Source organism: Bacillus sp. 205(2023), from assembly GCF_037027485.1.
GTDB lineage: Bacteria > Bacillota > Bacilli > Bacillales > Bacillaceae > Bacillus > Bacillus halotolerans.
Genome location: NZ_JAXCHF010000001.1, coordinates 1420444 through 1446655, shown reverse-complemented (window position 1 = coordinate 1446655; position 26212 = coordinate 1420444). Strand labels below are relative to the sequence as shown.

Genomic DNA, 26212 nt, shown 5'->3' with positions numbered 1-26212 from the left:
TTTTTGTTCAAAGATTCATTGAATAGATCGTAAAGGATAAGACAGTTGCAAAGGCACTCCACAAAAAATAAGGCACAAGAAGCCAGCTTGCGGCCCTGCTGTATACTTTTGCAATGATGATTACAACCAGCGCTGTTATGGCGACAAGCAGGCAGTCAATGGATGCGGCAAGGAGATTCTTTTGCGTAAACTGAAAATAACTGAATGCCTGATTAAGCACATAATTGATCAAAAACGCCAGCCAAAAGCTTTTGGCTTTTTTAAATGAACATTTGGCAAAAACAATGGCAGCTGAAAGAGAAATCAGTGCAAACAGGACGGACCAGATAATGCCGATCGTTGACCCGCTTGGCGTCCAGTCTGGCTTTTTCAGTGAATGATACCAACTTTGGTCGATCGGAAATAGAAAGTCTGCGGCTGAAAACAGTGCGTATGTAATGATAAAAACTGCGATTGCGCCGAACATCTTTTTCATATATTTCCCTCCGGTATGTATGTATTTTACATGTAGGTTTACCCTTTATCTTGGATAGATCAAACTCCTGATATGCGGGGGAGATGATGCAGAGAGCTGCTGAAATGCGGTCATTTATGAAAATACAAAAGAGAACCCCCTTTGCCTGGGGGTTCAATCTGCATGGAGATCGCCAAACGTCGTCATGATGCCTTCTTCATCCAGCTCTTCCTCATAACGTTCATGCGCCCTGCTTGGATACACTGTAATTTCTTTGCCTGTAATATCTGTGGCAATGAAATTCTCATATGATTCTGTATTGCCGATATTTTCTTCGGCATTCATCGTCATATCATCATAGCTGAGCGGCGGATTTTCCATGTCCTGCGGTGTTTCTGAGTTTCCGTATTTTTCAACGTCCTGGTAGGAATCTTCACTGTCGTAAGGCGCTCTGATTTCTTCATCATCGTCAAATTCAAATTGCCCGAAAGGTGTTTCTTCTTCGATCGGACGGTCTTTGGAAACGACATCCTGTGATGAATATTCCGCGAGCGTTGTAGCAGTCGGAAGCGCTTCTAGGCGTTCATAAGGAATTTCCTTTCCGCTGACCTCACAAATCCCGTACGTGCCGTTTTCTATCGCCTTCAATGAATGCTCAATGTCCCGGAGATGCTCCCGTTCATGCAAATCAAGAGCAATGTCTTTTTCGCGCTCATAAAGCTCTGTCGCCTGATCGCCTGGGTGATTGTCATAAGCAGAAAGCTCACCCCACGAATCATATGGAAAAGCGGAATTGAGCTGAAAATGGTCATTGTCTTTGAAGCGGTTCAATATATCTTCTTTCGTTTGTTCAAGTTCCTTTTTTAAATGCTGAAGCTGTTCGTTTGTTAGCAATATGATCGCCTCGTTTCTCTGTAATGCATACCTTTAGTATGGACAGATCGCCTGAGAACTTTCATAAATCCCTTGTGGAGGAATATAGGAGAATTTCCTTATATGGTAAGCGGATACAAGCTTTGCTATCAGTGGAGAAAGAAATTTAAGGTTTGTTTCTTTTTCATTTCTGCAATTAGGTTTATAATAGGTAAGGCAGGCCATTTGGACTGCATGATCTGTGTATTTGACACAATGTAGACACAGGTGTATGGTATTAAAAGCATTTTAAGAATTATGGAGGAATGTCTCATGGTGACAACGGTGCAGCGTACGTTCCGAAAGGAAGTTCTACATGCATTACATAAAGCCAAAGAAGTCAACCATGCTGTCTTAATAAGCTATTCGAGACAAATTGAGTCTCTTGACCCTCTATCATTTTTCAATTACGGAGCAAAAAAATATACAGGCAATCGATTTTTTTGGTCAGAACCTGAAAGTGAATTGACAATAGTCGGTCTTGGCAAAGAAGCTGTTTTCCAGACGAATCAAAAAAACGACGAGCGGTATCGCGAGGTTTTTGAACAATGGGAGCGCTTTAAAAAGACGGCTTTTCATATTTATGAAGAAGAAAAGCTGCAGCATTCTGCAGTGGGACCTGTCTTATTCGGAGGCTTTTCCTTTGACCCTTACGAAGAAAGAGGTACTCAATGGGACCATTTCTCGGAAGGGGATTTCTTTGTGCCTTCGCTTATGCTGACGATGTCTGCTGACGGTTCGTTTTTAACAGTCAACAGATGGGTCAGCGGAGAAGATGATGCAGAAGCTGTTTTGGAAGGCTTAAAAGCTTTTGCATCGGAATTTGTGGTCCCCGATTTAAATCAAAAAGATCAGGCTGTGATGACAGCATCTCAGGAGCTGGATAAGTCTGATTGGCTGAAAGCAATCGAAACGGCAACAAGCCAAATTAAAGAGAATCAATATGATAAAGTGGTTCTTGCCAGAGAGCTGCTGCTCACGTTTGACGGTCCGGTCAAAATGGAACCGGTGCTTAAAACGCTTTTGACCGATCAGCAGACAAGTTATGTTTTTGCAATCGAACAAGAAGGCAAAACCTTTGTCGGCGCATCCCCGGAAAGACTGATCAAAAGAGACGGCAACACTGTCATGTCTACTTGTCTGGCAGGTTCCATAAAGCGCGGCTCTGATGAAGAAGAAGACCGCCGCATCGGCCTAGAATTATTAAACGATGAGAAAAATCTGCTGGAGCATGATATTGTTGTAGGCATGATTCATAATGCTTTTGTATCAAGCTGTTCTGACGTTGAAAAGCCTGACGAACCTGTATTGTACAAAACGAAAAGCGTCCAGCACTTATTTACGCCGATTGTCGGCCAGCTTCACGCGTCTGCTTCGCTTTTTGACTTAATTGAGAAACTGCATCCCACACCGGCGCTTGGGGGAGCACCTCAGAAAAAAGCTGTAGAAGTGATCAGAGAGATCGAACCCATGTCCCGCGGCTGGTATGCGGCTCCTGTCGGCTGGATTGACAGTCAGGATAACGGAGAATTTGCTGTTGCCATCCGTTCAGGGCTGATTGAAGGCAGCACAGCACGCCTGTTTGCCGGGTGCGGCATTGTGGAAGACTCTGAACCGCAATCGGAATACGAAGAAACACAGATTAAATTAAAGCCGATGATCTCTGCACTGGGAGGTGAGAGACGTTGACAGTGAACCCGATTACTCATTACATCGGAAGCTTTATTGATGAATTCGCCCTTTCCGGAATTACGGACGCTGTCGTTTGTCCGGGCTCAAGATCTACACCGCTGGCAATTCTTGCTGCCGCGCATCCGGATATCAATGTCCATATCCAAATTGATGAAAGATCTGCCGGATTTTTTGCATTAGGGCTGGCAAAAGCACAGCAGCGTCCCGTGCTTCTGATTTGTACATCAGGAACAGCCGCGGCCAACTTTTATCCGGCTGTGATTGAAGCCCATTATTCAAGAGTACCGATTATAGTGTTAACTGCTGATCGGCCCCACGAGCTGCGTGAAGTAGGCGCACCGCAGGCCATTAATCAGCACTTCTTATTCGGTAACTTTGTTAAGTTTTTCACAGACTCTGCTCTTCCCGAAGAGTCGCCGCATATGCTGAGATATATCCGAACGCTGGCAGGCCGTGCCGCCGGGGAAGCGCAAAAGCGTCCAATGGGGCCTGTGCACGTGAATGTACCTCTTCGTGAGCCGCTGATGCCTGACCTTTCTGATCAGCCGTTTGAAAGAATGAGAACTGGGCGTCACGTGTCAGTGAAAACGGGTACGCAATCCGTGGACCGAGACTCTCTGTCTGACGTGGCTATGATGTTGAAAGAGGCCGAAAAAGGCATGATCGTCTGCGGGGAACTCCACAGTGATGCTGATCAGCAAAAAATTGTGGAGCTGTCAAAAGCGCTGCATTATCCAATTTTAGCTGACCCGCTGTCTAACCTGCGGAACGGCGTCCATGATAAAAGCACCGTTATAGATGCGTATGACTCATTTTTGAAAGATGATGAGCTGAAGTCAGCACTGCGGCCTGATGTCGTGATCCGTTTCGGACCGATGCCTGTTTCAAAGCCGGTTTTTTTGTGGCTGAAGGATGACCCGGCCATTCAGCAGATTGTGATTGATGAGGATGGCGGCTGGAGAGACCCGACACAGGCAAGCGCACATATGATTCACTGCAGCCCGTCTAGTTTTGCCGATGCGATCATGGCTGAACATACTGGAATGGATCGAACATCGGAATGGCTGGAAAAATGGCAGATCGTGAATCAGCGTTTCCGTGAATATCTGCAAACGGTCAGCGATGAAGAGGTTTCATTTGAGGGCAACCTCTATCGAATCCTCCAGCATCTTGTGCCTGAAAATAGCTCGCTGTTTGTCGGAAACAGCATGCCAATCAGGGATGTCGATACGTTTTTCGAAAATCAGGACCGCAATTTCCGTATCTATTCAAACCGTGGCGCAAATGGGATTGATGGTGTTGTCTCTTCTGCCATGGGCGTTTGTGAAGGAACAAAAGCACCTGTGACACTCGTGATCGGGGATTTGTCTTTTTATCATGATCTAAACGGGCTGCTGGCGGCTAAAAAACTGGGTATTCCGCTTACTGTGATCCTCGTAAACAATGACGGCGGAGGGATTTTTTCATTTTTGCCGCAGGCATCTGAAAAGACACACTTTGAAGATTTGTTCTGCACGCCGACCGGGCTCGATTTCAAGCATGCGGCTGAGCTTTACGGGGGCACGTATTCATGCCCGGCTTCGTGGGATGAATTTAAAGCATCATACGCACCGCAGGCTGATAAGCCCGGCCTTCACATTATAGAAATCAAAACTGATCGCCAATCAAGAGTTCAGCTTCATCGTTATATGCTGAATGAGGCTGTGCGGGAAGTGAAAAAACAATGGGAACTGTAAGCATAACTGTTGCAGACGGCGTCCGCTATGCTGTGACAGATGATCGGCCGAATGCTTCTGATGCCATAGTCTGTCTGCACGGGTTTACCGGCAGCAAACAATCCTGGGCCTTTCTGGACCAGTCGCTGCCTGATTCCCGTGTCATCAAAATTGATTGCTTAGGGCACGGAGAAAGTGATGCCCCGCTGAATGGAAAAAGATATAGCACGAGCCGGCAAGTTTCAGACCTTGCCGAAATATTTGATCATTTAAAACTTCACAAAGTGAAACTTATTGGTTATTCTATGGGGGGAAGGCTTGCATATTCCTTTGCCATGACATACCCTGAACGGATATCAGCGCTTGTGCTCGAAAGCACGACACCCGGCCTTAAAACCCTCGGGGAACGGAAAGAACGAATCTTGCGGGATCGGAAGCTTGCCGATTTTATTTTGCGTGACGGGATCAAAGCCTTTGTGGACTATTGGGAAGGCATCCCTTTGTTTTCGACGCAGCAGCGGCTTGCTGAAGACGTTCGGCAAAGGATACGGTCGGGCCGTCTGAGAAACAATAACATTGGACTGGCCAACAGTTTAATCGGTATGGGCACCGGTTCACAGCCTTCCTGGTGGAGCCGGTTAAAAGATATTGCGGCGCCTGTGCTTCTCATCTGCGGAGAATGGGACAAAAAGTTTTGCGCCATTAATCAAGAGGTGCATAAGAAGCTTCCATCTAGTAGAATAGAGATTGTTCCTGAAGCAGGCCATACAGTGCATGTGGAACAGCCGCGTTTTTTTGGTAAAATAGTGAGTGGGTTTTTAACAAACTTATAACTCGTTCATATGGAAAAATAGAGGAGGTCATATCATGGCTGTAGAATGGAAAACTGAACGTACATACGATGAAATACTGTATGAAACGTATAATGGTATTGCAAAAATAACTATCAACCGCCCTGAGGTACATAATGCGTTTACTCCTAAGACGGTTGCTGAAATGATTGATGCATTTGCTCGCGCGAGAGATGATCAAAACATCGGCGTTATCGTGCTTGCCGGTGCCGGAGACAAAGCGTTTTGTTCTGGCGGAGACCAAAAAGTGCGCGGGCACGGCGGTTATGTAGGCGACGATCAAATTCCGCGTTTAAACGTATTGGATCTTCAGCGTTTAATCCGTGTCATTCCGAAGCCTGTTGTTGCGATGGTATCCGGATATGCGATCGGCGGAGGACACGTGCTTCATATCGTATGTGACTTGACAATCGCTGCCGACAATGCGATTTTCGGACAAACCGGCCCTAAAGTGGGAAGCTTTGACGCAGGTTACGGTTCAGGCTACCTGGCTCGAATCGTAGGACATAAAAAAGCCCGTGAAATCTGGTACCTGTGCCGTCAGTACAACGCGCAGGAAGCGCTGGATATGGGACTTGTCAACACAGTTGTTCCTTTGGAACAGCTTGAAGAAGAAACGATTAAATGGTGTGAAGAAATGCTTGAGAAAAGCCCGACCGCACTTCGTTTTCTTAAAGCTGCGTTTAACGCGGACACAGACGGACTTGCTGGAATTCAGCAGTTTGCAGGGGATGCAACCCTTCTTTACTACACAACTGATGAAGCAAAAGAAGGCCGTGATTCCTTTAAGGAAAAACGCAAACCGGATTTCGGTCAATTCCCGCGTTTTCCGTGATCAGCAGATACGTATGAAACGAACAGCTTGAGCCATTGCGGTCCAAGCTGTTTTCTTTTCAATAAAGTAATTTTACCTCGGAGATGATGACATGCTGACAGAACAGCCCAACTGGCTCCTGCAACGGGCACAGCTAACACCTGAGAGAATCGCTCTCATTTATGGAGATCAAACCGTGACATTTGCTGAATTATTTGCCGCATCCAAACGAATGGCGTCCCAGCTTTCCGCTCATTCTTTTCGGAAAGGGGACACCGCGGCTCTTCTGCTCGGAAACCGGGCGGAGATGGTATATGCCGTTCACGCGTGCTTTTTGCTCGGCGTAAAAGCGGTGCTGCTGAATACAAAGCTGTCTAAACATGAAAGGCTGTTCCAGCTGGAGGATTCCGGCGCCCGCTTTTTACTGACGGACGAAAGTTTTGACATGCAGGATTATGAGCATATGGTTGAAACCATTAATGTGGATGAACTGGTAAAAGAAGACGCACAGGATATTGACATTGAGCCATACATACAAATGGACGCAACGGCGACTCTCATGTATACCTCCGGGACAACCGGCAAGCCCAAGGGAGTTCAGCAAACGTTTGGAAATCATTATTTCAGTGCGGTGTCTTCTGCTCTTAATTTGGGTATAACAGAACAAGACCGCTGGCTTATCACGCTGCCGCTCTTTCATATCAGCGGACTGTCCGCATTATTTAAATCTGTGATTTACGGAATGACGGTCGTGCTTCACCAGCGTTTTTCCGTAAGTGATGTATTGGATTCTATCGACAGGCATCAAGTTACGATTATTTCTGCGGTGCAGACAATGCTGGCAAGTCTTTTGGCAGAAACAAGCTGCTGCCCGTCACCCCTCAGATGCATCCTGCTCGGCGGAGGTCCTGCGCCGCTTCCTTTGTTAGAAGAATGCCGAGAGAAAGGCTTCCCCGTCTTTCAATCATACGGAATGACGGAGACATGCTCACAAATCGTTACTCTCTCGCCGGAATTCAGTATGGAAAAGCTCGGATCAGCAGGAAAACCGCTGTTTTCATGCGAAATCAAAATTGAGCGGGACGGAAAAGCGTGTGAGCCGTTTGAACACGGTGAAATTATGGTGAAAGGCCCGAATGTCATGAAAAGCTATTTCAACCGGGAAAGCGCAAATAAAGCATCCTTTCAAAATGGCTGGCTGAAAACAGGCGATCTCGGTTATTTGGACAGTGAAGGGTTTTTATATGTATTAGACAGGCGATCAGATCTTATCATTTCAGGCGGAGAAAATATTTATCCCGCTGAAGTGGAGTCTGTGCTGCTTTCTCATCCGGCTGTTGCAGAAGCCGGCGTTTCAGGCGCGGAGGACATAAAATGGGGAAAAGTGCCTCATGCTTATCTTGTGCTCCATCAGCCTGTCAGCGCTGAAGAACTGACCGTTTTTTGCAAAGAACGATTGGCGAAATATAAAGTTCCGGCAAAATTCTTTGTATTAGACCGCCTGCCGCGCAATGCGTCGAATAAGCTATTGCGAAATCAGCTGAAGGATGCGCGTAAAGGAGAACTGTTATGATCGAAATAGAAAAAATTACGCTTTATCATTTGAGCATGAATCTAAAAAAACCGTTCAAAAACAGTATTGAGACGCTTCAGGAGCGCAAATTTTTGATTGTAGAAGCCATCGATATATCCGGAGTTACAGGATGGGGAGAAGTGTCTGCATTCTCCTCACCATGGTACACCGAGGAGACGATTGGCACTTGTCTGCATATGCTAAAGGATTTTTTTATTCCTAATGTCGTCGGACGTGAATTCAGCCACCCCTCTGAAGTGCCGGACAGCTTGGCGCGCTATAAAGGTAACAGGATGGCAAAAGCGGGGCTTGAATCGGCTGTTTGGGATATTTTTGCAAAAAAGAAAGGGATTTCTCTTGCGGAGGCATTGGGAGGGACAAGAGACAAAGTCCCTGCCGGAATCGTTGTCAGCTTAGCGCCTCTTCAGGATATGCTGAAAGAAATTGAGGCTTATCAAAAAGAAGGCTATCAAAGAATAAAAATTAAAATTCAGCCAGGACAAGATGTGGAACTGGTAAAAGCCATCCGCAGCCGATTCCCTGGCATCCCGCTTATGGCTGATGCGAATTCCTCTTATGAACTCAAGGATATCAGCCGCTTAAAGGAGCTTGACGAATATCATTTAATGATGATTGAACAGCCGCTCCAAGCTGATGATATTGTTGATCACCGCCACTTGCAGAAGCATATGAAAACGGCGATTTGCCTTGATGAAAGCATTTGCTCAGCTGATGACGCGAGACGGGCGATTGAGCTGGGAAGCTGCAAAGTAATTAATATCAAGCCTTCTCGTGTCGGCGGATTGACGGAAGCTCTGAAAATCCATGATCTGTGCAAGGAGCACAATATGCCGGTTTGGTGCGGAGGAATGCTGGAGACTGGCATTTCAAGAGCGCAAAACGTGGCGCTGGCTTCATTGCCCCAATTTACGATACCGGGCGATATTTCGTCATCTTCAAGGTATTGGGATGAGGATATCGTGACCCCTGATATCTGTATCGATAACGGATTTATTTCTGTGTCGAAACAGCCTGGTTTAGGGGTTGAAGTAAATCAGGAAATAATGCGAAAATATGTGACCAAAATGGATGTTTTCACACAGCATGGATGAGAAAAAGGCATTTTATCAATTTGAGAGAATGTGAGTGTGCTGTTAGAGTAAAAGCGTTGAATACATCCCTTCTCGTTTGACCGGCTGCTGAACCAGCCGGTTTTTTTATGCGAAAAATATCTTGACAGAAATGGACAAACGCGATAATTTTGCACTAAGGAAACTTTTTGTCCTATATAAACAAAACATGCTTTTGTCTAATTAAATGTCACATGTCTAAGAAAACACAACATAAGATAAAACAACAGGACATCGATGACAAAGAGGAGGGAACAAATGAAAAAACGAGGACTGATAGGGGCATTGATCCTTGCATGCCTTGCTTTAACGGGTTGTGGATCAGAGTCTTCCGGTAAAAGCTCTGATCAGCGGCTGCAAGTGACGGCAACGACTTCCCAAATTGCAGACGCGGCTGAAAAAGTCGGCGGAAAGCATGTGAAGGTCACTTCTTTAATGGGACCGGGAGTAGACCCGCACCTTTACAAAGCGTCACAAGGTGATACGAGAAAATTGACTTCAGCAGACGTTGTGCTGCACAGCGGCTTGCATCTCGAAGGGAAGATGGAAGACATTCTCCGTAAAATCGGTGAACAAAAACAAGCGGCGGCGGTTGCCGAAGCGATTCCGAAAAGCAAGCTTATTTCTGCGGGAAAAGGGAAGATGTATGACCCTCACGTCTGGTTCAGCATCCCATTATGGATTTACGCAATTGATGAAATCGAAGAGCAATTCAGCAAAGCGATGCCTGAGCATGCGGATGACTTTAAGAAAAACGCAAAAAAGTACAAAGATAATTTGCAATATTTAGATAAATGGGCTCGTCAGGAGGTTGCGAACATTCCGGAGAAAAGCCGTGTGCTTGTAACCGCTCATGATGCGTTTGCGTATTTTGGGAAAGAGTATGGATTTAAAGTAGAAGGCCTGCAGGGGCTCAGCACAGATTCAGATTATGGTTTAAAGGATGTACAGGACCTGGTTGAGCTTTTGGCAGAAAAACAAATTAAGGCTGTTTTTGTAGAAAGCAGCGTGTCTGAAAAATCAATTAATGCCGTGGTGGAAGGGGCTAAAGAAAAAGGCCATTCGGTGTCAATCGGCGGTCAGCTCTATTCGGATGCAATGGGTGAAAAGGGGACAAAAGAAGGTACATACGAAGGCATGTTCCGCCATAATATCAACACGATTACCGAAGCGCTTAAATAAGGAATAGAGGTGAAAGAAATGTTTCCTGTTGAGCTGGAAAATGTAACAGTCGCTTATGATAAAAAGCCCGTTCTGCAAGAGATTTCGCTGCAGGTGCCGAAGGGGAAATTAATCGGTATTATCGGCCCGAACGGCGCTGGAAAGTCCACTTTGATCAAAACGATTCTCGGTCTTGTGCCCCGTGCCTCAGGAGACATCTCCATTTATGGCGAAACTTATAAACAACAGCGGACAAGAATCGGATATGTGCCGCAGCGAGGTTCGGTTGATTGGGATTTTCCTACCAGCGCTCTCGATGTCGTGCTGATGGGAAGGTACGGCCGAATCGGCTTGCTGAAAAGACCGAAAAAGGCAGACGCGGAAATGGCTGAAGCGGCTTTGGAAAAAGTCGGCATGCTCGATTATGCGAACAGGCAGATCAGCCAGCTGTCAGGGGGCCAGCAGCAGCGGGTATTCCTTGCCCGGGCACTCTGTCAGGACGCCGACATTTACTTTATGGATGAACCGTTTGCCGGCGTGGATGCAGCGACGGAGCGGGCAATCATGACTCTTTTGGCGGAGCTTAAGGAGAAGGGCAAAACCGTACTTGTCGTCCACCATGACCTGCAAACCGCCGAAGACTATTTCGATTGGATATTGCTGCTTCATTTAAGGAAAATCGCCTTCGGACCGGCGGAGGAAGTGTTTACGATTGAAAACCTTCAAAAAACGTATGGAGGAAGGCTGACATTTCTAAAAGATAAAGTACTGGCAGAAGGTAATAAGGGGTGAGCGCATTGATAGAAAGTTTGTGGCAGCAGCTCCAGCATCCGAATACACAGTGGGTGTTGGCCGGGACGCTTTTGCTCGGCGCAGCAAGCGGCGTGTTGGGGAGCTTTGTGCTGCTTAGAAAACAAAGTTTAATCGGAGATGCGATGGCCCATTCTGCCCTGCCGGGTGTGTGTCTCGCTTTTCTGTTCACCGGAGAAAAATCACTCCCTTTCTTTTTGCTCAGTGCAGCGCTTGCAGGGCTTCTCGGAACGTGGCTGATTCAGCTGATACCGCGGGTTTCAAAAACAAAAGAGGACTCGGCTATCGGGATCGTTCTCTCTGTGTTCTTTGGCGTCGGTATTATACTGCTGACATATATTCAGCAGCTGGGGTCGGGAAGCCAAAGCGGACTTGATTCCTTTCTGTTCGGCCAGGCTGCTTCATTAGTCAGACAGGATATCATTCTTATTGCAGGAGTATCCGCCGTTTTATTGCTGCTTTGTACTGTCTTTTTTAAGGAATTTAAAATCATCACCTTTGATATCGCATTTGCAAAGGGATTGGGATTGCCGGTACATTTTTTAAACGGACTTTTGGCCTGTCTTATTGTCTGCGCTGTTGTGATAGGGCTTCAAACTGTAGGTGTCATCTTAATGGCAGCTATGCTCATTACACCCGCGATTGCCGCAAGATATTGGACCGAGCGTTTAACGGGCATGATCGTGATTGCCGGGATGACAGGCGGGATCAGCGGCGTTTCCGGAACATTGCTGAGTACAACAATGGAGGGCATGGCGACGGGGCCTTTGATGATTTTATCGGCAACGATCATTTTTCTTTTTTCGATGATTTGTGCACCTAAGCGGGGACTGGCTGCTAAAGGGATAAGATTAATAAGGCTGCGTAGAAAAACAAACCGGGAGCAGGTGCTTCTGACGATTTTTGAGCAGTATGAACATAAGGAAATTTATGTAACGGAGGAAAGTATACGAAAGAAAAGGCGGCTTTCACCTTCATTATGTCATAAAGTTTTGAATGATTTGGAAAAAGAGAGGTGCGTTGTACGGATTGAAAACGGGGTTTGGAAAGTAACACAGTCTGGGATAGAAAAAGGTTATCTGACGGCTTTAAAATATCGGATGTATGAAATGTACCTCATGCATGAAATGGATATAGAAAAAGCAGGTGCGGATCAGGATGATTTTGTGCCGGACCGATTGCCGGAGGCTACAAGAGATAGGCTTCTTTCACTTTTGAAGCTGCATGGCATGATGCCTGAGCTCCGTCAGCCATACCCTGAAATCGAGAAGGGGAAGATTGCCAATGAGCTTTGAAGCGTGGATTATAGTGACGGGCATACTAGTCGGTGTCAGCTGTGCGTTGATCGGAACATTTCTTGTATTAAGGAGAATGGCAATGCTGGCCGATGCCATCAGCCATACTGTTTTGCTTGGAATTGTTGGTGCTTTTCTTGTGACAAAAAGCCTTGACGGGATTCCTATGTTCATCGGTGCAGCCGTGTCGGGACTGTTAACGGCATTTTTGGTACAGCTTCTTCACAGCAAAGGGGTTCAATCAGATGCCGCCATAGGCGTTGTTTTTACCTCCTTATTTGCAGTTGGTGTCATTTTGTTATCAGTATATGGAGCGAATGTCCATCTCGATATTGAACATTCATTAATGGGAGAAATCGCTTTTGTGCCATGGAATACGATCACGGTATTCGGAGTGGACATCGGGCCAAAAGCGTTTTGGATGCTGGTTGTTGTGCTGCTTTTCAATATAACGATGGTCAGTGTGTGTTATAAGGAGTTCAAAATTTCTTCGTTTGATCCGCAAATGGCTTTGGCCATCGGAATACCGGTCATGCTGATTCATTACCTCCAGATGGGGATGCTGTCGCTTACGACCGTTGCCTCCTTTGATTCGGTCGGCGCCATATTGGTTGTGGCGATGCTGATTGTTCCGCCTGCTGCCGCCCATCTATTAACGGACCGGCTGCTTTATATGCTGATTATCAGCGCGGTGATCGGAGGGCTGTCAGCTCTATTGGGCTATATCTGCGCAACATGGCTCAATGTTTCCATCTCCGGGGCGATGGCGGCAATGACAGGAGTTTTTTATGCAGGTGCCTTTTTATTTTCGCCGTCAAACGGAGTCATGACGAAAAAGATAAGAATGCTCAAAACAGAAAAAGAAAGAGCTGTCTGATGCCAGCTCTTTCTTTTGATTTTTACAAATCTTGCGGTTTAAACGTTTTGCAGTCTGTTTCCCGGCTGTTTTCGGCAGTCTCGCCAGTATGGCTGACAACATAAATGGCATCGGCTGTGCATCTGTTGCCTTTGTCCCAATAAGAACAGTTGTTGACCTCGCATAGGATTTTCTGGTCCATGCCATCCCCTCCTTATAAAGGTTCAAGCTTAGTATAGCCGGAGGGCTTGGGCCCTATTCTTCCTGCTGGCGGATATACCGTTTATCCTTCATAAACAGCTTCCAGAAGAAGTAGAAGCCTGGGAACAGGATAATGAATGCAACGATATATGTCATAAACAGCGCTCTGAACGTGGCGGGCTCGGTGAAACCGGACATGATCGTCACGTCAGGATAAATCATATAAGGGAGGTGGGCGCGGCCGTACGCGTAGCTTGCCAGGAAATACTGTATCGCAATCGCGACAAGCGCCAGTCTGGGTTTCCCAATCTTTTTGCCGAAGCTTTTGTTAGGCAGAAAAAGAGCTATGCCTGCGATGATGAATGTAATAAACGACGCAATAATCCAGGAAAAATCATTCATCATTCCAGTATAAAGCCAGTTTGCTTCATTCCGCATCGTCAGCATAATGCATACGGCAAATAGGAGCGAAATCGGGCCGGTGATTAAGGCGCTTTTTCTGTACGCCGTGTAGGCGTCCTGTTCCTCAGCCACATTCGAAACATCCGCCAGCAGCAGGGAGGATAAAAATAAAGTGCTTAAAATCGCAAACCCTATAAATGAATAGGCGTTTGGGCTTGTCAAAATGGTAGACATATTCAAGCTGTATACGCCGTCTGTGTTTTCGATAAATCCACCGTGTGTCACCGGGAGAACCAAAATCAGAACAGCGGGAATAATAAAACCGGAGATGCCGGAAATATATCTGAGCAATTTCCTTTCCTTCGCTGTGTTTGAAAAAACGAGAAATCCGCTTCGGATTGCTAAAAGCAATAAAATAATGCTGCCGGGAATTAATAAAACAGTTCCGAGCACAAACGTCGCACCTGGAAAAAAGCTGAAAAGTGCAACGACGATGGCCACGATAAAGACGTTAGTGACCTCCCAAGTCGGCGACAGAAAGCGGTTTGCGATATCAGTCGCCTTCATATGCTCTTTGTTTAAATAGATCATAGACCAAAATCCCGCTCCGAAATCCATTGTGGCCATGACGGCGTAAATAAACACAAAACCCCAAATAATTGAGATGGCGATCAGAGCGTCAGTTGAAATGTCCATTTGTCGATCTTCCTTCCATTTAGTTTCCTGCTTGCGAAGCTATTAAGACTCCGCCGTATTTAAATCCTCATCCACAGGGTGCTTTTTGAAATAGTAAAGCAGCACATAAACGACAGCTGCGCCCAACACGGCGTAAACAAATGTGAAAAACAGAAAGAGCACACCGATCGAGCCTGTCGTCGTGACGACATCTGATGTTTTCAGCAGATGATAGATGACCCACGGCTGTCTCCCCGTACAAGCGAAAATCCAGCCGAATTCAATTCCGATAATGCTGAGAGGACCGGCCGTCATGAAAATCAACAGCAGCCAGGTTGGAAAACGATCTTTCTTTAATACTTTTCTCCAGACGACACCGATAATGGAATAAAGAATAAGCAGCATTCCGACACCGACCATCGCATTAAATAACGTGTGGATAAAAAGTGGCGGCCATTCGTCTCTCGGAAACGCATTTAATCCTTTTACAACAGTGTCAAAACTGTTGGCTGCCAAAAAGCTTAATGCCCACGGAATCTCGATTGCCCATTTCACTTTTTCCTCTTCAGGATCAGTAAATCCGCCGATTGCAAGCGGGGCATGGGATCTTGTTTCAAACAGGCCCTCTGCTCCGGCGAGTTTTTCCGGCTGATATTCATGCAGCATCTGTGCTGATTCGTGGCCGTTTAAGGCTGTTATCAATGAAAAGATACCGCCGATCGTCAGCGCGAGCAGCAGGGCCTTCCGGTGAAAGCGATAGACGTTTTCTTTTTTTCTCGACCGGATCATTTTGTATGCGGCAACAGAAGCAACGATAAAGGCTCCTGTCATGAACGCAGACAGAACGACATGGCCGGCGGTTACAAAAAAGCTTGGGTTAAAAAACGCGGCCCACGGATCAACGTCAGTTATCTTTCCGTTTATAATTTTAAATCCGGCCGGGGTTCCTTCAAAGGCATGGACATTCGTGATCAGAATGGCAGACGCCGCGGCCCCGATCAGCACAAAGACAACAGCGATAATCCTCATGACCGGCGATAAGCGGTCTGCGGCATATACATAAATCGACATAAACAGGGCTTCGATAAAAAAAGCGTAGATTTCAATTTGGAATGGCAGGGACATGACCCGGCCGATGACTTCCATAAAACCCGGCCATAAAAGCGCGAGCTGAGTACCGGCAATGGTTCCGGTCGGAATGGCGACCCCCAGTAAAACAGCCTGTGCTTTTGTCCATCTCTTCGCCATGATGGCATAATGGTCATCCTTCGTTTTTTGATAGATCAATTCAGCTATTAAAATCATGAGCGGCAGACCGACTCCCAAGGTTGCGAAAATGATATGAAAGCCCATTGTCGTACCAAAAAGACTCCTAGCCAAAACTAAATCATCCACAATCATAAACCACCTTTCTCAAAACGATCTGTATGTAATATGGGTTTATTATTTGCTTCCTTGGTTAGATTATTCTTCCTGTTCTTAAAAGCATGAGGTTTATGAAGTGAAAGATCGGGAAACCTGTAAGGAGATTGACAAAATGTTTGTTAGGATATAAAATAAAACGTAATTATTACGATTTAATAAGGAGTGATAGACATGAAGGAAGGAATTCATCCGAAGAATCACAAAGTAATATTTCAGGATGTAAACAGCGGATACCGCTTTTTGAGCAGGTCTACCAAAACATCGGAAGAAACAGCGGAGTGGGAAGATGGAAACACATATCCGGTTATTAAAGTAGAGGTAAGCTCAGATACTCATCCGTTTTATACAGGCCGCCAGAAATTCAATGAAAAAGGCGGAAGAGTCGAGCAGTTCAACAAAAGATATAACATGGGAAAATGAGGCAGCCGCAGGGCTTGCCTTTTTTTCTGGTCTTAACATCATGCCGATAGGATGACGAAAGGCAGAGGCTGTGATATATTGAAGAAAAAAGACCGGAAAGGAATACCGCTATGAGTCTTCTAAATGATATTCTTGACTTTAATAAAACTTTTATTGAACAAAAAGATTATGAAAAGTATCAGACATCAAAATTCCCGGATAAAAAAATGGCGATTCTTTCTTGCATGGACACTCGTTTGGTTGAATTGCTGCCGCATGCGATGAATATGCGAAACGGTGACATCAAAATTATAAAGAGTGCCGGTGCGCTTGTTACACACCCGTTCGGAAGCATTATGAGAAGTTTACTGGTTGCAGTGTACGAGCTGAACGCAGATGAAGTCTGTGTAATCGGACACCACGATTGCGGTATGAGCAAAATCAGCAGCGAAAGCATGCTTAATAGAATAAAGGAAAGAGGAATTCCGGAAGAACGCATCGAAACATTGAAGTACTCCGGAGTTGACTTTGACCAATGGTTTAAAAGCTTCGATTCAGTGGAAGCGAGCGTAAAAGACAGCGTGGACGTCATTAAACATCATCCGCTGTTCCCGGAAACTGTGCCTGTCCACGGTTTAGTTATTGATCCTGAGACAGGAAAACTGGATGTTGTCGTAAACGGCTATAACGCTTAATCTTTGCGCTTTTTTTCAGGGACGGGGTCGACACCGCCCGGATGAAATGGATGGCATTTCAAAATCCGTATGAGAGTCAGCCATCCGCCTTTAAGGGCGCCGTGCGTTTTAATGGCTTCGATTCCATATTGTGAACAAGTCGGATAAAAGCGGCATGTTGGCGGCGTCAGCGGCGAGATGAATTTTTGGTACCCTCTGATCAGAGCAATAAATATGGTTTTCATGTGTCTTCAGCAACCTTTCTGATGCAAGTATAAAAAAAATAACGCGGTTTGAAAAGTTATTCGATAATTCTTATCGGAAAGGTATGTTATAATAAAAATACATTTTTAAAAAAGGGAGAGTGCCATTATGCCTTCAGTAGAAAGTTTTGAACTTGACCATAATGCGGTTGTTGCCCCATACGTCAGACATTGCGGTGTGCATAAAGTAGGAACAGACGGTGTTGTAAATAAATTTGATATTCGTTTTTGCCAGCCGAATAAACAGGCGATGAAGCCTGATACGATCCATACACTTGAGCATTTGCTCGCATTTACGATTCGCACTCATGCTGAGAAATATGATCATTTTGATATTATTGATATTTCGCCAATGGGCTGCCAAACCGGCTACTATCTTGTTGTCAGCGGAGAGCCGACTCCTGCGGAAATCGTTGACTTGCTTGAAGACACAATGAAGGAAGCTGTAGAAATTACCGAAATTCCGGCTGCCAATGAAAAGCAGTGCGGCCAGGCGAAGCTTCATGACCTGGAAGGCGCAAAACGTTTGATGCGTTTCTGGCTGTCACAGGATAAAGAAGAATTGCTAAAAGTATTTGGCTAAATAGAAAAAAGACCTTTTTGCCCGAAAGCAAAAAGGTCTTTTTTGTGACGTTACAGATTTTGTATACCATTTGCTGTAAGCGTTTGCTACTATTGAGGTAAACGACGAAAAGGGTGATGGAATGAAAAAGATGGTCGCTGCAGTACTTTTTTCTGCTGTTTTTTTACTGAACGGGTGCGGATCTGAGGAGAATAAAGCACATACAGCAGCTGAGACGCCTGAGGTATTAGATGTAAAACTCACCGGACCGGAAAAAGTGAAGCCGGGAGAGAATGCTGCTTATGAAGCGGCGGTTTCTTACGGAGATGAAGCGGTGACAGATGCTGATGAAGTGGAGTTTGAGGTATGGAAAGACGGAGAAAAAAACGACAGCAAGATGTTTAAAGCCAAACAGGAAGATGGCGTATATCGATTTGAGACAGAGTTTAAGGAAGATGGCGTATACACTGTGCAATCTCATGTCACTGCAAAAAAACAGCACAGCATGCCGACCTTAAAAGTCCAAGTCGGAGACGCCGATGCTGCCACCAAGCAACCTGAAGAAGATCAATCACACCATCATTGACTTTTTGGATCTGAACCGGGAGCATTTCCTTCTTGAGGAGGGTCAATCGTGTGTTTTACATTATAGGCTTTTACAGTCGTCCAAACACTTACGAGCAAAACAGCCAGCACAATCAAAATACTTATCGTGATGAGAAGCGTCATGATTCCACCTCCGTTTTCAATAATTGTAACATAGTGGAAGACATTGTGACAGACGGGTAAAATAAAGGTTTTAGCGTACGATATGAAGGGTATACACCTAATATAAACAAGGAGGAAGATAATATGTCAGAACAATTGATTCAAGCCGTGAACAAACAAGTAGCCAACTGGACAGTCATGTATGTGAAACTACATAATTATCACTGGTATGTAAAAGGGAAAGATTTCTTTACACTGCATGAAAAATTTGAAGAGCTTTATAACGAGACAGCAACTTATATTGATGATTTGGCAGAGCGTCTTTTGGCTCTGAACGGAAAACCGATCGCAACAATGAAAGAATCTTTGGAAACAGCTTCTGTAAAAGAAGCGAACGGAAACGAGACAGCAGAACAAATGGTTCAGAGTGTGTATGATGATTTTACAGTCATCGCGGAAGAACTGAAAAGCGGCATGGACTTAGCCGATGAGGTCGGAGACGAAACAACAGGGGACATGCTTCTTGCCATTCACCAAAATATTGAAAAACATAACTGGATGCTGAAAGCTTACCTTGGATAATAGAAACGAAAGGCCGGATATCTTTGAAGATGTCCGGTTTTTGTTTTGCCTCGCAAAAATAGGCGACAACTAGTCCATTTTTCTGAAAAATCCAATCCGTTCGGCATGCTTTCCATAGAATATGGTAAGGCCGTTTCTGTGAAAGGATGTTGGGATAAATGGATAGAGACTTTGGCATCTTTTCGTTTTTTGCAGTCAGCGTTTCAGCAGCGGGGTTTTTCTTCGGAGGTTTTCAGTACTCACTCCTCATTCTGCTGTCTCTTATGGCAATTGAATTTATCAGTACGACCTTGAAGGAAACGATTATTCACAAACTGGCGTTCAAGAAGGTTTTTGCCCGTTTCGTCAAAAAATTAGTTACGTTGGCTCTGATCTCTGTCTGCCACTTTTTTGACCAGCTGCTGAGTACACAGGGATCAATACGTGACTTGGCCATTATGTTTTATATTCTTTATGAATCTGTGCAAATTGTCGTGACAGCCAGCTCTCTCGGTATACCTGTTCCGGAAATGCTTGTGGATCTATTAGAAACGTTAAAAAATAAATTCAGGCGCAAACCGTAACTTTTATCTGTTCGCGGGTCATAATAAAGCCCAGAGCGTCAGTCATTTACATTTTGACAAGAGCTGCGGCCAAAAGCTGTACGAGCTGGTCTATCGTTTCAGATCCGGATGGCGTGCTGGGTTTCCCTTATTTTTTGATAAAAAGCTTCCGAAGAAACGTAACTGTGGTATGATGTATGGAAGATAGCTAGGAACGGATTTGAGGGATAAACATGTACGAGTTTAAAGATTATTATCAGAATACTGTTCAGCTCTCCTTTGACAATCAGCCCTTTTCGGACAGCCCGAAGCATGTCTGGGTCATCTGCCGTTTTGGTGACAAATGGCTTTTGACAGAACATGAGGACAGAGGCTTTGAGTTTCCGGGCGGGAAAGTGGAACCGATGGAGTGCGCGGAAGAGGCGGCGCTTCGAGAAGTAAAGGAAGAAACAGGGGCGAGAGTGAAAAGCCTCAAGTATCTCGGACAGTATAAAGTTCTCGGAAAAGAAAAGGTTATTGTGAAGAATATATATTTTGCAGATATAGAGAAGCTTGAAAAGCAAAGCGATTACTTTGAAACGAAAGGGCCGGTTCTGTTTCATGAACTTCCGGAAAACCTGCCCCGCAATAAAAAATTCAGTTTTATTATGAAGGATTCTGTGCTTCCCATCAGTTTGAAAAAACTGAAAGAAGCGGGATGGATCAAGTAAAAACCCGGCTATCCGCCGGGTTTTTATGTTCTGCCCTTCGTCCATTTCTTTTCTAACAGTTCTACGCCCTGATACATCAGGGTGGCAAATACAGCAATGATCAACAGGCTTAAGAAGACGAGTGTAAAATTGAAGACTTGGAATCCGTAAATAATCATGTATCCTAATCCGACCTTTGAAACAAGAAATTCGCCTACGATAACACCGACCCACGATAAACCGACGTTTACCTTCAGTGTTGAAATAATAGCGGGCGAAGAAGCGGGAAGAATCGCTTCTTTAAAAATAACCCACTTGTTTGCGCCGAATGTTTTCATTACTTTAATATAGTTTTCATCCACCTCTTGAAAGGCAGTATAAACGACGATGGTTGTGATGATGACACTGATGACCGCTCCCATCGCGATGATGCTGACAAAGCCGGGACCGAGCGCAACAATCAGAATAGGACCGAGCGCCACTTTCGGCATTGCATTTAAAATGACCAGATACGGATCTAATATCCTGGCAAGCCGATTGGACCACCATAACAACGCGGCAAGACACGTGCCCAGAAAAGTCCCCAGCAAAAAGCCAAGCACGGTCTCAAATAAAGTAACCCCGATGTGCGACAGCAATGAGCCGTCAGCAACCTTTTCAATCAGTAAACGCCATACGGCTGATGGCGAGCTGAAGATGAGAGGATCAATCCAGCCCTGTCTGCTTGCGATTTCCCATCCGGAGAAAAAGAGGATAAATATCGCAAGCTGAAAAGAATGCACATTCCATTTCTCTTTTTTCTGTTTAAATTGATATTGCTCATGAAGCAGATCAATTGTTTCTTTGCTGTTTCTCAAGAGAATTCAGCTCCTTCCATATCGTTTGAAACAGCGTCTGGAAGGATGGCTCCTGACGGGCGTCAAAAGGCATCATCGCAGCCAATTCTCTAGGGATTGTGAAAATTTGATGAATGGTGCCCGGCTGATTAGAAAATAAAAAGATGGTATCACTCATCGCAATCGCTTCCCCTATATCATGAGTGACAAGCACCGCTGTTTTTTGATACTCCTTTAATGTGCGGAAAACGAGGTTTTCCAAGGACAGCTTCGTTTGAAAATCAAGCGCGGAAAATGGCTCATCCAGCAAAAGCAGACTTGGATTTGGGGCTAGAGTTCTTGCAAGCGCGGCCCGCTGCCTCATCCCGCCTGACAGCTCCTTAGGATATTTCTTTTCAACATCAACGAGACCCAGATCCGGCAAAAGACCAAGTGCTGCGGCCTTGTTTTCTTCAGTAAGCGTGTCGGCAATTTTTAAACCGAGGAGCACATTTTCCTCAATGGATTTCCAGGGAAATAAGTAATCCTGCTGAAGCATGTAGCCAATGTTATGTTCTTTTTGATTCGGCTCGCGGCCTTCAATCAGAACTCTGCCTTCCGAGGGTTCAATTAAGCCTGCAATTATGGAAAGCAGTGTTGTTTTTCCGCAGCCGCTCGGACCGAGAAATGAGATGAAATCGCCTTTTTCGGCATCGAAATGAATGTCCTGTACGGCTGTTGTTTTTTCTTTAATAGAAAAATAAGTATGAGTTACATGGTCGACATGTAAAAAAGACATAGATGGCGCCTCCTATTTTTCCGAGGTGACTTTTTCGGCGATGTGTTTGTTCACAAGCTGACTGTATGGTATATGCTTTGGCAGTTCACCCGACTGATCCATAATCGTTTGGAGCAGTTCCCATTCTTTTTCGTTGAGGAGCGGGTCTGGAGAATACGAATTTTGTTTTTTGTAGCGTTCAATGGACGTTTCGATGACATCTGGATCTGTATCGTCAAATTCATTTTTAATCGCTTCTGTGATGTCCTTCGCTGAGTGGTTTACCACCCACTGCTGCGCTTTATAAATAGCTCTCGTGAATTTGACGGCTGTATCCTCGTTTTTCTTTAAATAGCTTTGTTTTGCCATAAATGTTGTATAAGGAACCTGGCCTGATTCTTCTCCGAACGAAGCAACGATGTGGCCGATGCCTTCTTTCTCAAAGAGTGAAGCAGTCGGTTCAAAAAGCTGGACATACTCACCGGTTCCAGAAGCAAAGGCATTGGATATATTGGCGAAGTCTATGTTTTGGATGAGTTCAATATCCTTATGCGGATCAATGTGATGTTGGTTCAGCACATACTCTCCGACCATTTGCGGCATACCGCCTTTTCTCTGGCCGAGAAAAGTCTTTCCTTTCAGCTGATCCCAGCTGAAATTTTCGGCGTCTTCTCTTGCGACAAGGAACGTTCCGTCTGTCTGAGTCAGCTGTGCGAAGTTAATGACAGGGTCTTTAGCCCCTTGCGATTCGACATAAATGGATGTTTCTGATCCGACAAGAGCAATGTCCGAGCCGTTTGAAAGAAGCGAAGTCATCGTTTTATCGCCGCCCCAGGTCGTATTGACGTCGACATCAAGGCCTTCATCCTTGAAAAAGCCTTTAGATTCTGCAACATATAAAGGTGCATAAAAAATGGAATGGGTCACTTCGGCTACTTTTACTTTCGTGAGTGTTGCTTCCTGCTTGCAAGCGCTCAGGGCAATGATGAGAAACACACTGCAAACGCAGAAACAGCCCAGCCTTAACCATTTGTTCACATGACAACCTCCTTATTTAGCATCAAGTTAATATCCTTTTTTGCTTTACATATCGTATGATGGGTATAAAAATGTGTGAATGCCTAATCCGGGTTACAGGATTTATTTTTAAAGGCAGGAAAGAATAAAGAAAAAAGGAGGCGGGAGCATTGATTGTTGAGAAAAGAAGATTTCCGTCGCCGAGCCGGCATGTGCGTTTGTTTACCATCTGCTACCTTTCAAATGGCTTAAAAGTGAAAGGGCTGCTGGCGGAGCCGGCGGCACCTGGGCAATATGACGGATTTTTATATTTGCGCGGCGGTATTAAAAGTGTTGGAATGGTCAGACCGGGCCGAATTATCCAGTTTGCGTCCCAAGGATTTGTTATATTTGCCCCCTTTTACAGAGGGAATCAGGGAGGGGAGGGCAACGAGGATTTTGCAGGAGAAGACAGAGAGGATGCTTTTTCCGCTTTTCGCCTGCTCCAGCAGCATCCGCAAGTGAAAAAGAACAGAATTCATATTTTCGGTTTCTCCAGAGGCGGCATAATGGGAATGCTTACTGCGATTGAAATGGGACGGCATGCGGCTTCATTCGTTTCGTGGGGAGGCGTCAGCGATATGATTCTTACATATGAGGAGCGGCAGGATTTACGAAGAATGATGAAAAGAGTGATTGGGGGAACGCCGAAAAAGGTGCCTGACGAATACAAATGGCGAACGCCTTTTGACCAAGTGAACAAAATTGAGGCACCCGTTTTATTAATTCACGGAGAAAAAGATCAAAACGTTTCCATTCAGCATTCGTATTTATTTGAGGAGAAATTAAAACAGCTGCACAAGCCTGTAGAGACGTGGTACTACAGTACATTCACACATTATTTTCCGCCGAAGGAAAACCGGCGTATTGTGCGGCAGCTCACGCAGTGGATGAAAAACCGCTGACGGTGAAATATGTTATGATATAGAAAAAAAGAGAACGAAAGGGGATTTCAATTTGGGAATGCCTGTTGAATTTAATACATTGATTGTGACAAAAGGAAAAGAAGTTCGCATAGATGAAAATATATTCAGATTAGAGAAAGACGGGTATCGCATTTATCCAATGGAGATTCCGATGGATGTCAGCAAAACAAAGTTTGGTGAAAAGTCAGGCACAGCCGAAGTGCAGAAGCTTGAATGGACAGACGGGCGGACAATCATTACGTACAAGCTGACTTCCTTGCATACAGTCAATTAAAACAAGCCAAGAGCTTAATTGCTCTTGGCTTTTGCTTTTTTAAACGAGAGGCCCGCCTGCTTGTGCGATGGCATCTGTATTTGTGAACTTTTTGAAGTTTTCTTTGAATTCGTTTGCCAGATACACAGCCTTTTCTCTGTATTCCTCTTTGTTATTCCACGTGTTTTCCGACTGAAGGATATGATCGGGAACACCCGGAACATGAACCGGGATGTGCAGGCCGAAAATATCGTCAGTGGTCATTTGCACATTTTCTAATTTGCCTTCAATCGCTGCTTTTACCATCGCCCGTGTGTATGAAAGCTTCATGCGTTCGCCTGTGCCGTAGCCGCCGCCGGTCCAGCCGGTATTGACCAAGTAAACGTCTGCGCCGTGTTCGTCGATTTTCTTGCCGAGCATTTCCGCATATACATGGGCCGGGAGCGGAAGGAACGGTGAACCGAAGCATGTGGAGAATGTCGTCTCAGGAGACGTGATGCCGCGTTCGGTTCCGGCTAGTTTACTCGTATAACCGCTTAAGAAGTGGTACATAGCCTGCTCCTTCGTCAGCTTGCTGATTGGCGGCAGAACGCCGAATGCATCAGCCGTCAGAAATACAATCGCTGACGGGTGGCCCGCAATGCTCGGAGACACAATGTTGTCGATCATATGAATCGGGTAAGCGGCACGTGTGTTTTCTGTATAGAAGGAATCATCGTAATTGGCTTCACGCGTATCTTCATCTACAACAACATTTTCGAGAACGGATCCAAACCGAATCGCTTTAAAAATCTGCGGTTCTTTTTCTTCGCTTAAATGAATGCACTTGGCATAGCATCCGCCTTCGATATTGAAGACACCGGTATCCGACCAGCCGTGTTCATCATCACCGATCAGTTTCCGGTCAGCATCCGCCGAAAGGGTGGTCTTTCCTGTTCCTGACAGGCCGAAGAAAAGCGCGACATCGCCTTTTTCACCGACATTAGCGGAGCAATGCATGGATAAAATATCTCGCTCAGGCAGCAGGAAATTCATGATGGAGAAAATCGATTTTTTCATTTCTCCGGCATACTCCGTTCCGCCGATTAAAATCGTGCGCTTTTCGAAAGAAACAATAATAAAGGTTTCTGAATGTGTGCCGTCTGTTTTTGGGTCCGCTTTGAAATGCGGAGCGGAAAGAATGGTAAACGGCTGTTCGACTGTTTTTTTATCATTGTCTTCAGGACGGATAAACAGCTGTCTGGCAAATAAATTGTGCCATGCAAATTCATTAACGACGGTGATCGGCAGTCTGTATTTTTCATCGGCACCGGCAAATCCTTCGAAAACAAACAGCTCATCTCGCTGTTTCAGATAGCTGACAACTTTCGTGTACAGCCGGTCAAACGCTTCCTCGGAAATAGGCTGATTCACCGGACCCCAATCAATCTTACTCTTTGTGCTTGCTTCTTCTACAATGAATTTATCCTTCGGCGAACGTCCCGTGTAAGCGCCTGTGGTCGCCCGGACGGCACCCGTGGATGTCAAAATGCCTTCGCTGCGGGAAAGTACTTTTTCTGTAAGCTGAGCTGCAGATAAATTATGCTGCACATTAGGACTTGTTAATAAGGCTTGCAAATCAGCGGTTAAATCAACTGAGTTCATAAGAAACCTTCCTTTATCATTTTATTTGTGTTTTGCTAATTGTGAATTAGTATAACATATATTTTCAAATAGTCTATACTATTTATCGTTTTTTGTGTGTGCATTTCCATTGTTTTCCGCAATAAAGGCGTCTATTTCTCCTGATTCATATTGACATTGCAAACCCTTTTACGATAAGATATTTCATTGAGCGGATACTCTTATCCCGAGCTGGCGGAGGGACAGGCCCTATGAAGCCCAGCAACCGGTTTCTCTATTATTCATTATGTTCAAATTGTGTGAGACAACCAAGGTGCTAACCTGATGCAAGGTTGAATGATTCCTTGAGCGATAAGAGTGAAAGGCACAAAGACCA

Annotated in this window: 30 protein-coding genes and 1 riboswitch; of the genes, 19 read left to right on the top strand and 11 right to left on the bottom strand. The window is 45.2% G+C overall.

Annotated elements, in window-relative coordinates; translation table 11 throughout:
- Nucleotides 1–7: 7 nt before the first annotated feature.
- On the bottom strand, nt 8–475 hold the full coding sequence (locus tag WA325_RS07340; RefSeq protein WP_105953325.1) for a TspO/MBR family protein: 468 nt from the start codon (nt 473–475) through the stop codon (nt 8–10).
- A 153-nt stretch (nt 476–628) separates the two neighbouring features.
- Nucleotides 629–1348 carry a yteA family sporulation protein gene (locus WA325_RS07335; protein WP_024122606.1) on the bottom strand — a complete coding sequence of 240 codons (720 nt, stop codon included), beginning with the start codon at nt 1346–1348 and terminating at the stop codon, nt 629–631.
- Nucleotides 1349–1639: 291 nt separating this feature from the next.
- On the opposite strand from WA325_RS07335, the gene WA325_RS07330 reads away from it, so the two are divergent.
- The 10 genes from WA325_RS07330 (at nt 1640) to WA325_RS07285 (ending at nt 13284) form a co-directional block, all read left to right on the top strand.
- The gene (locus tag WA325_RS07330; protein ID WP_105953326.1) at nt 1640–3055 is read left to right on the top strand and encodes an isochorismate synthase; all 1416 of its coding nucleotides are present in this window, start codon (nt 1640–1642) and stop codon (nt 3053–3055) included.
- The gene (menD, locus tag WA325_RS07325) at nt 3052–4794 is read left to right on the top strand and encodes a 2-succinyl-5-enolpyruvyl-6-hydroxy-3-cyclohexene-1-carboxylic-acid synthase (protein ID WP_336183384.1); all 1743 of its coding nucleotides are present in this window, start codon (nt 3052–3054) and stop codon (nt 4792–4794) included. The genes WA325_RS07330 and menD overlap by 4 nt, the downstream gene beginning before the upstream one ends.
- Nucleotides 4782–5606, top strand: coding sequence for a 2-succinyl-6-hydroxy-2,4-cyclohexadiene-1-carboxylate synthase (gene menH / locus WA325_RS07320; protein ID WP_105990153.1), 825 nt, complete (start codon nt 4782–4784; stop codon nt 5604–5606). The genes menD and menH overlap by 13 nt, the downstream gene beginning before the upstream one ends.
- A 34-nt stretch (nt 5607–5640) precedes the next feature.
- Complete coding sequence (gene menB / locus WA325_RS07315) at nt 5641–6459, top strand: 1,4-dihydroxy-2-naphthoyl-CoA synthase (RefSeq protein ID WP_010331603.1); 819 nt, start codon at nt 5641–5643, stop codon at nt 6457–6459.
- Between the two features lie 91 nt (nt 6460–6550).
- Nucleotides 6551–8011, top strand: a complete 1461-nt coding sequence (locus tag WA325_RS07310) for an o-succinylbenzoate--CoA ligase (protein WP_105990154.1) — start codon at nt 6551–6553, stop codon at nt 8009–8011.
- Complete coding sequence (menC, locus tag WA325_RS07305) at nt 8008–9123, top strand: o-succinylbenzoate synthase (RefSeq protein ID WP_336183383.1); 1116 nt, start codon at nt 8008–8010, stop codon at nt 9121–9123. Before WA325_RS07310 ends, menC begins: the two co-directional genes overlap by 4 nt.
- Nucleotides 9124–9399: 276 nt before the next feature.
- On the top strand, nt 9400–10323 hold the full coding sequence (locus WA325_RS07300) for a metal ABC transporter solute-binding protein, Zn/Mn family (RefSeq protein WP_336183382.1): 924 nt from the start codon (nt 9400–9402) through the stop codon (nt 10321–10323).
- A gap of 18 nt (nt 10324–10341) precedes the next feature.
- Nucleotides 10342–11094, top strand: coding sequence for a metal ABC transporter ATP-binding protein (locus tag WA325_RS07295; protein ID WP_202852662.1), 753 nt, complete (start codon nt 10342–10344; stop codon nt 11092–11094).
- A gap of 5 nt (nt 11095–11099) precedes the next feature.
- Nucleotides 11100–12407: a metal ABC transporter permease gene (locus tag WA325_RS07290; RefSeq protein ID WP_336183381.1), complete on the top strand. Its 1308-nt coding sequence runs from the start codon at nt 11100–11102 to the stop codon at nt 12405–12407.
- Nucleotides 12397–13284 carry a metal ABC transporter permease gene (locus WA325_RS07285; protein ID WP_105953333.1) on the top strand — a complete coding sequence of 296 codons (888 nt, stop codon included), beginning with the start codon at nt 12397–12399 and terminating at the stop codon, nt 13282–13284. The genes WA325_RS07290 and WA325_RS07285 overlap by 11 nt, the downstream gene beginning before the upstream one ends.
- Nucleotides 13285–13306: 22 nt before the next feature.
- Here the strand turns inward: WA325_RS07285 and WA325_RS07280 are convergent, their stop codons facing one another.
- From WA325_RS07280 to WA325_RS07270, 3 genes are read right to left on the bottom strand one after another with little or no spacing between them, the layout of a single operon-like run.
- The gene (locus tag WA325_RS07280) at nt 13307–13465 is read right to left on the bottom strand and encodes a DUF1540 domain-containing protein (protein ID WP_010331596.1); all 159 of its coding nucleotides are present in this window, start codon (nt 13463–13465) and stop codon (nt 13307–13309) included.
- A gap of 53 nt (nt 13466–13518) precedes the next feature.
- Nucleotides 13519–14562, bottom strand: coding sequence for a cytochrome d ubiquinol oxidase subunit II (locus WA325_RS07275; protein ID WP_024122596.1), 1044 nt, complete (start codon nt 14560–14562; stop codon nt 13519–13521).
- Between the two features lie 42 nt (nt 14563–14604).
- A complete protein-coding gene (locus tag WA325_RS07270; protein ID WP_044153676.1) occupies nt 14605–15936 on the bottom strand; it encodes a cytochrome ubiquinol oxidase subunit I in 1332 nt (443 codons plus the stop codon).
- Nucleotides 15937–16137: 201 nt separating this feature from the next.
- On the opposite strand from WA325_RS07270, the gene WA325_RS07265 reads away from it, so the two are divergent.
- Both WA325_RS07265 and WA325_RS07260 read left to right on the top strand, forming a co-directional pair.
- Nucleotides 16138–16386: a type B 50S ribosomal protein L31 gene (locus WA325_RS07265; RefSeq protein WP_010331593.1), complete on the top strand. Its 249-nt coding sequence runs from the start codon at nt 16138–16140 to the stop codon at nt 16384–16386.
- 110 nt (nt 16387–16496) lie between these two features.
- Nucleotides 16497–17060 (top strand): beta-class carbonic anhydrase, encoded by a 564-nt coding sequence (locus tag WA325_RS07260; protein WP_024122594.1) that lies wholly within the window; start codon nt 16497–16499, stop codon nt 17058–17060.
- Here the strand turns inward: WA325_RS07260 and yidD are convergent.
- Nucleotides 17057–17284 (bottom strand): membrane protein insertion efficiency factor YidD, encoded by a 228-nt coding sequence (gene yidD, locus WA325_RS07255; protein WP_010331591.1) that lies wholly within the window; start codon nt 17282–17284, stop codon nt 17057–17059. The two genes, WA325_RS07260 and yidD, sit on opposite strands and share 4 nt — an antisense overlap.
- Before the next feature lie 127 nt (nt 17285–17411).
- Between yidD and WA325_RS07250 the strand changes: the two genes are divergently transcribed.
- Nucleotides 17412–17885, top strand: coding sequence for an S-ribosylhomocysteine lyase (locus tag WA325_RS07250; RefSeq protein ID WP_010331590.1), 474 nt, complete (start codon nt 17412–17414; stop codon nt 17883–17885).
- Between the two features lie 121 nt (nt 17886–18006).
- Nucleotides 18007–18450, top strand: coding sequence for a FixH family protein (locus WA325_RS07245; RefSeq protein ID WP_105953334.1), 444 nt, complete (start codon nt 18007–18009; stop codon nt 18448–18450).
- On the opposite strand, the gene ytzI is transcribed toward WA325_RS07245, so the two are convergent.
- Nucleotides 18444–18593 (bottom strand): YtzI protein, encoded by a 150-nt coding sequence (gene ytzI / locus WA325_RS07240; protein WP_024122592.1) that lies wholly within the window; start codon nt 18591–18593, stop codon nt 18444–18446. The two genes, WA325_RS07245 and ytzI, sit on opposite strands and share 7 nt — an antisense overlap.
- A gap of 123 nt (nt 18594–18716) precedes the next feature.
- Between ytzI and WA325_RS07235 the strand changes: the two genes are divergently transcribed.
- From WA325_RS07235 to ytkD, 3 genes are all read left to right on the top strand, one after another.
- Nucleotides 18717–19154, top strand: coding sequence for a Dps family protein (locus WA325_RS07235; RefSeq protein WP_010331587.1), 438 nt, complete (start codon nt 18717–18719; stop codon nt 19152–19154).
- Between the two features lie 158 nt (nt 19155–19312).
- Nucleotides 19313–19717 (top strand): phage holin family protein, encoded by a 405-nt coding sequence (locus WA325_RS07230; RefSeq protein ID WP_105990160.1) that lies wholly within the window; start codon nt 19313–19315, stop codon nt 19715–19717.
- 212 nt (nt 19718–19929) lie between these two features.
- On the top strand, nt 19930–20406 hold the full coding sequence (ytkD, locus tag WA325_RS07225) for an RNA deprotection pyrophosphohydrolase (RefSeq protein WP_202852646.1): 477 nt from the start codon (nt 19930–19932) through the stop codon (nt 20404–20406).
- A gap of 23 nt (nt 20407–20429) precedes the next feature.
- Here ytkD and WA325_RS07220 read toward each other — a convergent pair whose 3' ends face one another.
- The 3 genes from WA325_RS07220 to WA325_RS07210 are packed head-to-tail and all read right to left on the bottom strand — an operon-like array spanning nt 20430 to nt 23016.
- Entirely contained in the window at nt 20430–21242 is an 813-nt protein-coding gene (locus WA325_RS07220) for an ABC transporter permease (protein WP_198097398.1), read from the bottom strand.
- Nucleotides 21217–21999 (bottom strand): ABC transporter ATP-binding protein, encoded by a 783-nt coding sequence (locus tag WA325_RS07215; RefSeq protein WP_024122588.1) that lies wholly within the window; start codon nt 21997–21999, stop codon nt 21217–21219. Before WA325_RS07215 ends, WA325_RS07220 begins: the two co-directional genes overlap by 26 nt.
- A gap of 12 nt (nt 22000–22011) precedes the next feature.
- Complete coding sequence (locus tag WA325_RS07210; RefSeq protein WP_227598091.1) at nt 22012–23016, bottom strand: ABC transporter substrate-binding protein; 1005 nt, start codon at nt 23014–23016, stop codon at nt 22012–22014.
- 149 nt (nt 23017–23165) lie between these two features.
- Here WA325_RS07210 and WA325_RS07205 point away from each other — a divergent pair, with 149 nt between their 5' ends.
- Both WA325_RS07205 and WA325_RS07200 read left to right on the top strand, forming a co-directional pair.
- On the top strand, nt 23166–23939 hold the full coding sequence (locus WA325_RS07205; protein WP_336183379.1) for an alpha/beta hydrolase family protein: 774 nt from the start codon (nt 23166–23168) through the stop codon (nt 23937–23939).
- 52 nt (nt 23940–23991) lie between these two features.
- Entirely contained in the window at nt 23992–24234 is a 243-nt protein-coding gene (locus tag WA325_RS07200; protein WP_024122585.1) for a DUF2584 domain-containing protein, read from the top strand.
- Nucleotides 24235–24273: 39 nt separating this feature from the next.
- Here WA325_RS07200 and pckA read toward each other — a convergent pair whose 3' ends face one another.
- Nucleotides 24274–25857, bottom strand: coding sequence for a phosphoenolpyruvate carboxykinase (ATP) (gene pckA / locus WA325_RS07195; RefSeq protein ID WP_336183378.1), 1584 nt, complete (start codon nt 25855–25857; stop codon nt 24274–24276).
- Nucleotides 25858–26054: 197 nt separating this feature from the next.
- Nucleotides 26055–26194, top strand: a riboswitch (SAM riboswitch).
- Nucleotides 26195–26212: the final 18 nt, after the last annotated feature.

What these genes read in the sequence shown, in the direction of transcription:
- WA325_RS07340 (WP_105953325.1), bottom strand. Translation starts at nt 475, where the DNA reads ATGAAAAAGATGTTCGGCGCAATCGCAGTTTTTATCATTACATACGCA.
- WA325_RS07330 (WP_105953326.1), top strand. Translation starts at nt 1,640, where the DNA reads ATGGTGACAACGGTGCAGCGTACGTTCCGAAAGGAAGTTCTACATGCA.
- menH (WP_105990153.1), top strand. Translation starts at nt 4,782, where the DNA reads ATGGGAACTGTAAGCATAACTGTTGCAGACGGCGTCCGCTATGCTGTG.
- menB (WP_010331603.1), top strand. Translation starts at nt 5,641, where the DNA reads ATGGCTGTAGAATGGAAAACTGAACGTACATACGATGAAATACTGTAT.
- WA325_RS07310 (WP_105990154.1), top strand. Translation starts at nt 6,551, where the DNA reads ATGCTGACAGAACAGCCCAACTGGCTCCTGCAACGGGCACAGCTAACA.
- menC (WP_336183383.1), top strand. Translation starts at nt 8,008, where the DNA reads ATGATCGAAATAGAAAAAATTACGCTTTATCATTTGAGCATGAATCTA.
- WA325_RS07300 (WP_336183382.1), top strand. Translation starts at nt 9,400, where the DNA reads ATGAAAAAACGAGGACTGATAGGGGCATTGATCCTTGCATGCCTTGCT.
- WA325_RS07295 (WP_202852662.1), top strand. Translation starts at nt 10,342, where the DNA reads ATGTTTCCTGTTGAGCTGGAAAATGTAACAGTCGCTTATGATAAAAAG.
- WA325_RS07285 (WP_105953333.1), top strand. Translation starts at nt 12,397, where the DNA reads ATGAGCTTTGAAGCGTGGATTATAGTGACGGGCATACTAGTCGGTGTC.
- WA325_RS07280 (WP_010331596.1), bottom strand. Translation starts at nt 13,465, where the DNA reads ATGGACCAGAAAATCCTATGCGAGGTCAACAACTGTTCTTATTGGGAC.
- WA325_RS07275 (WP_024122596.1), bottom strand. Translation starts at nt 14,562, where the DNA reads ATGGACATTTCAACTGACGCTCTGATCGCCATCTCAATTATTTGGGGT.
- WA325_RS07265 (WP_010331593.1), top strand. Translation starts at nt 16,138, where the DNA reads ATGAAGGAAGGAATTCATCCGAAGAATCACAAAGTAATATTTCAGGAT.
- WA325_RS07260 (WP_024122594.1), top strand. Translation starts at nt 16,497, where the DNA reads ATGAGTCTTCTAAATGATATTCTTGACTTTAATAAAACTTTTATTGAA.
- yidD (WP_010331591.1), bottom strand. Translation starts at nt 17,284, where the DNA reads ATGAAAACCATATTTATTGCTCTGATCAGAGGGTACCAAAAATTCATC.
- WA325_RS07250 (WP_010331590.1), top strand. Translation starts at nt 17,412, where the DNA reads ATGCCTTCAGTAGAAAGTTTTGAACTTGACCATAATGCGGTTGTTGCC.
- WA325_RS07245 (WP_105953334.1), top strand. Translation starts at nt 18,007, where the DNA reads ATGAAAAAGATGGTCGCTGCAGTACTTTTTTCTGCTGTTTTTTTACTG.
- ytzI (WP_024122592.1), bottom strand. Translation starts at nt 18,593, where the DNA reads ATGACGCTTCTCATCACGATAAGTATTTTGATTGTGCTGGCTGTTTTG.
- WA325_RS07235 (WP_010331587.1), top strand. Translation starts at nt 18,717, where the DNA reads ATGTCAGAACAATTGATTCAAGCCGTGAACAAACAAGTAGCCAACTGG.
- WA325_RS07230 (WP_105990160.1), top strand. Translation starts at nt 19,313, where the DNA reads ATGGATAGAGACTTTGGCATCTTTTCGTTTTTTGCAGTCAGCGTTTCA.
- ytkD (WP_202852646.1), top strand. Translation starts at nt 19,930, where the DNA reads ATGTACGAGTTTAAAGATTATTATCAGAATACTGTTCAGCTCTCCTTT.
- WA325_RS07215 (WP_024122588.1), bottom strand. Translation starts at nt 21,999, where the DNA reads ATGTCTTTTTTACATGTCGACCATGTAACTCATACTTATTTTTCTATT.
- pckA (WP_336183378.1), bottom strand. Translation starts at nt 25,857, where the DNA reads ATGAACTCAGTTGATTTAACCGCTGATTTGCAAGCCTTATTAACAAGT.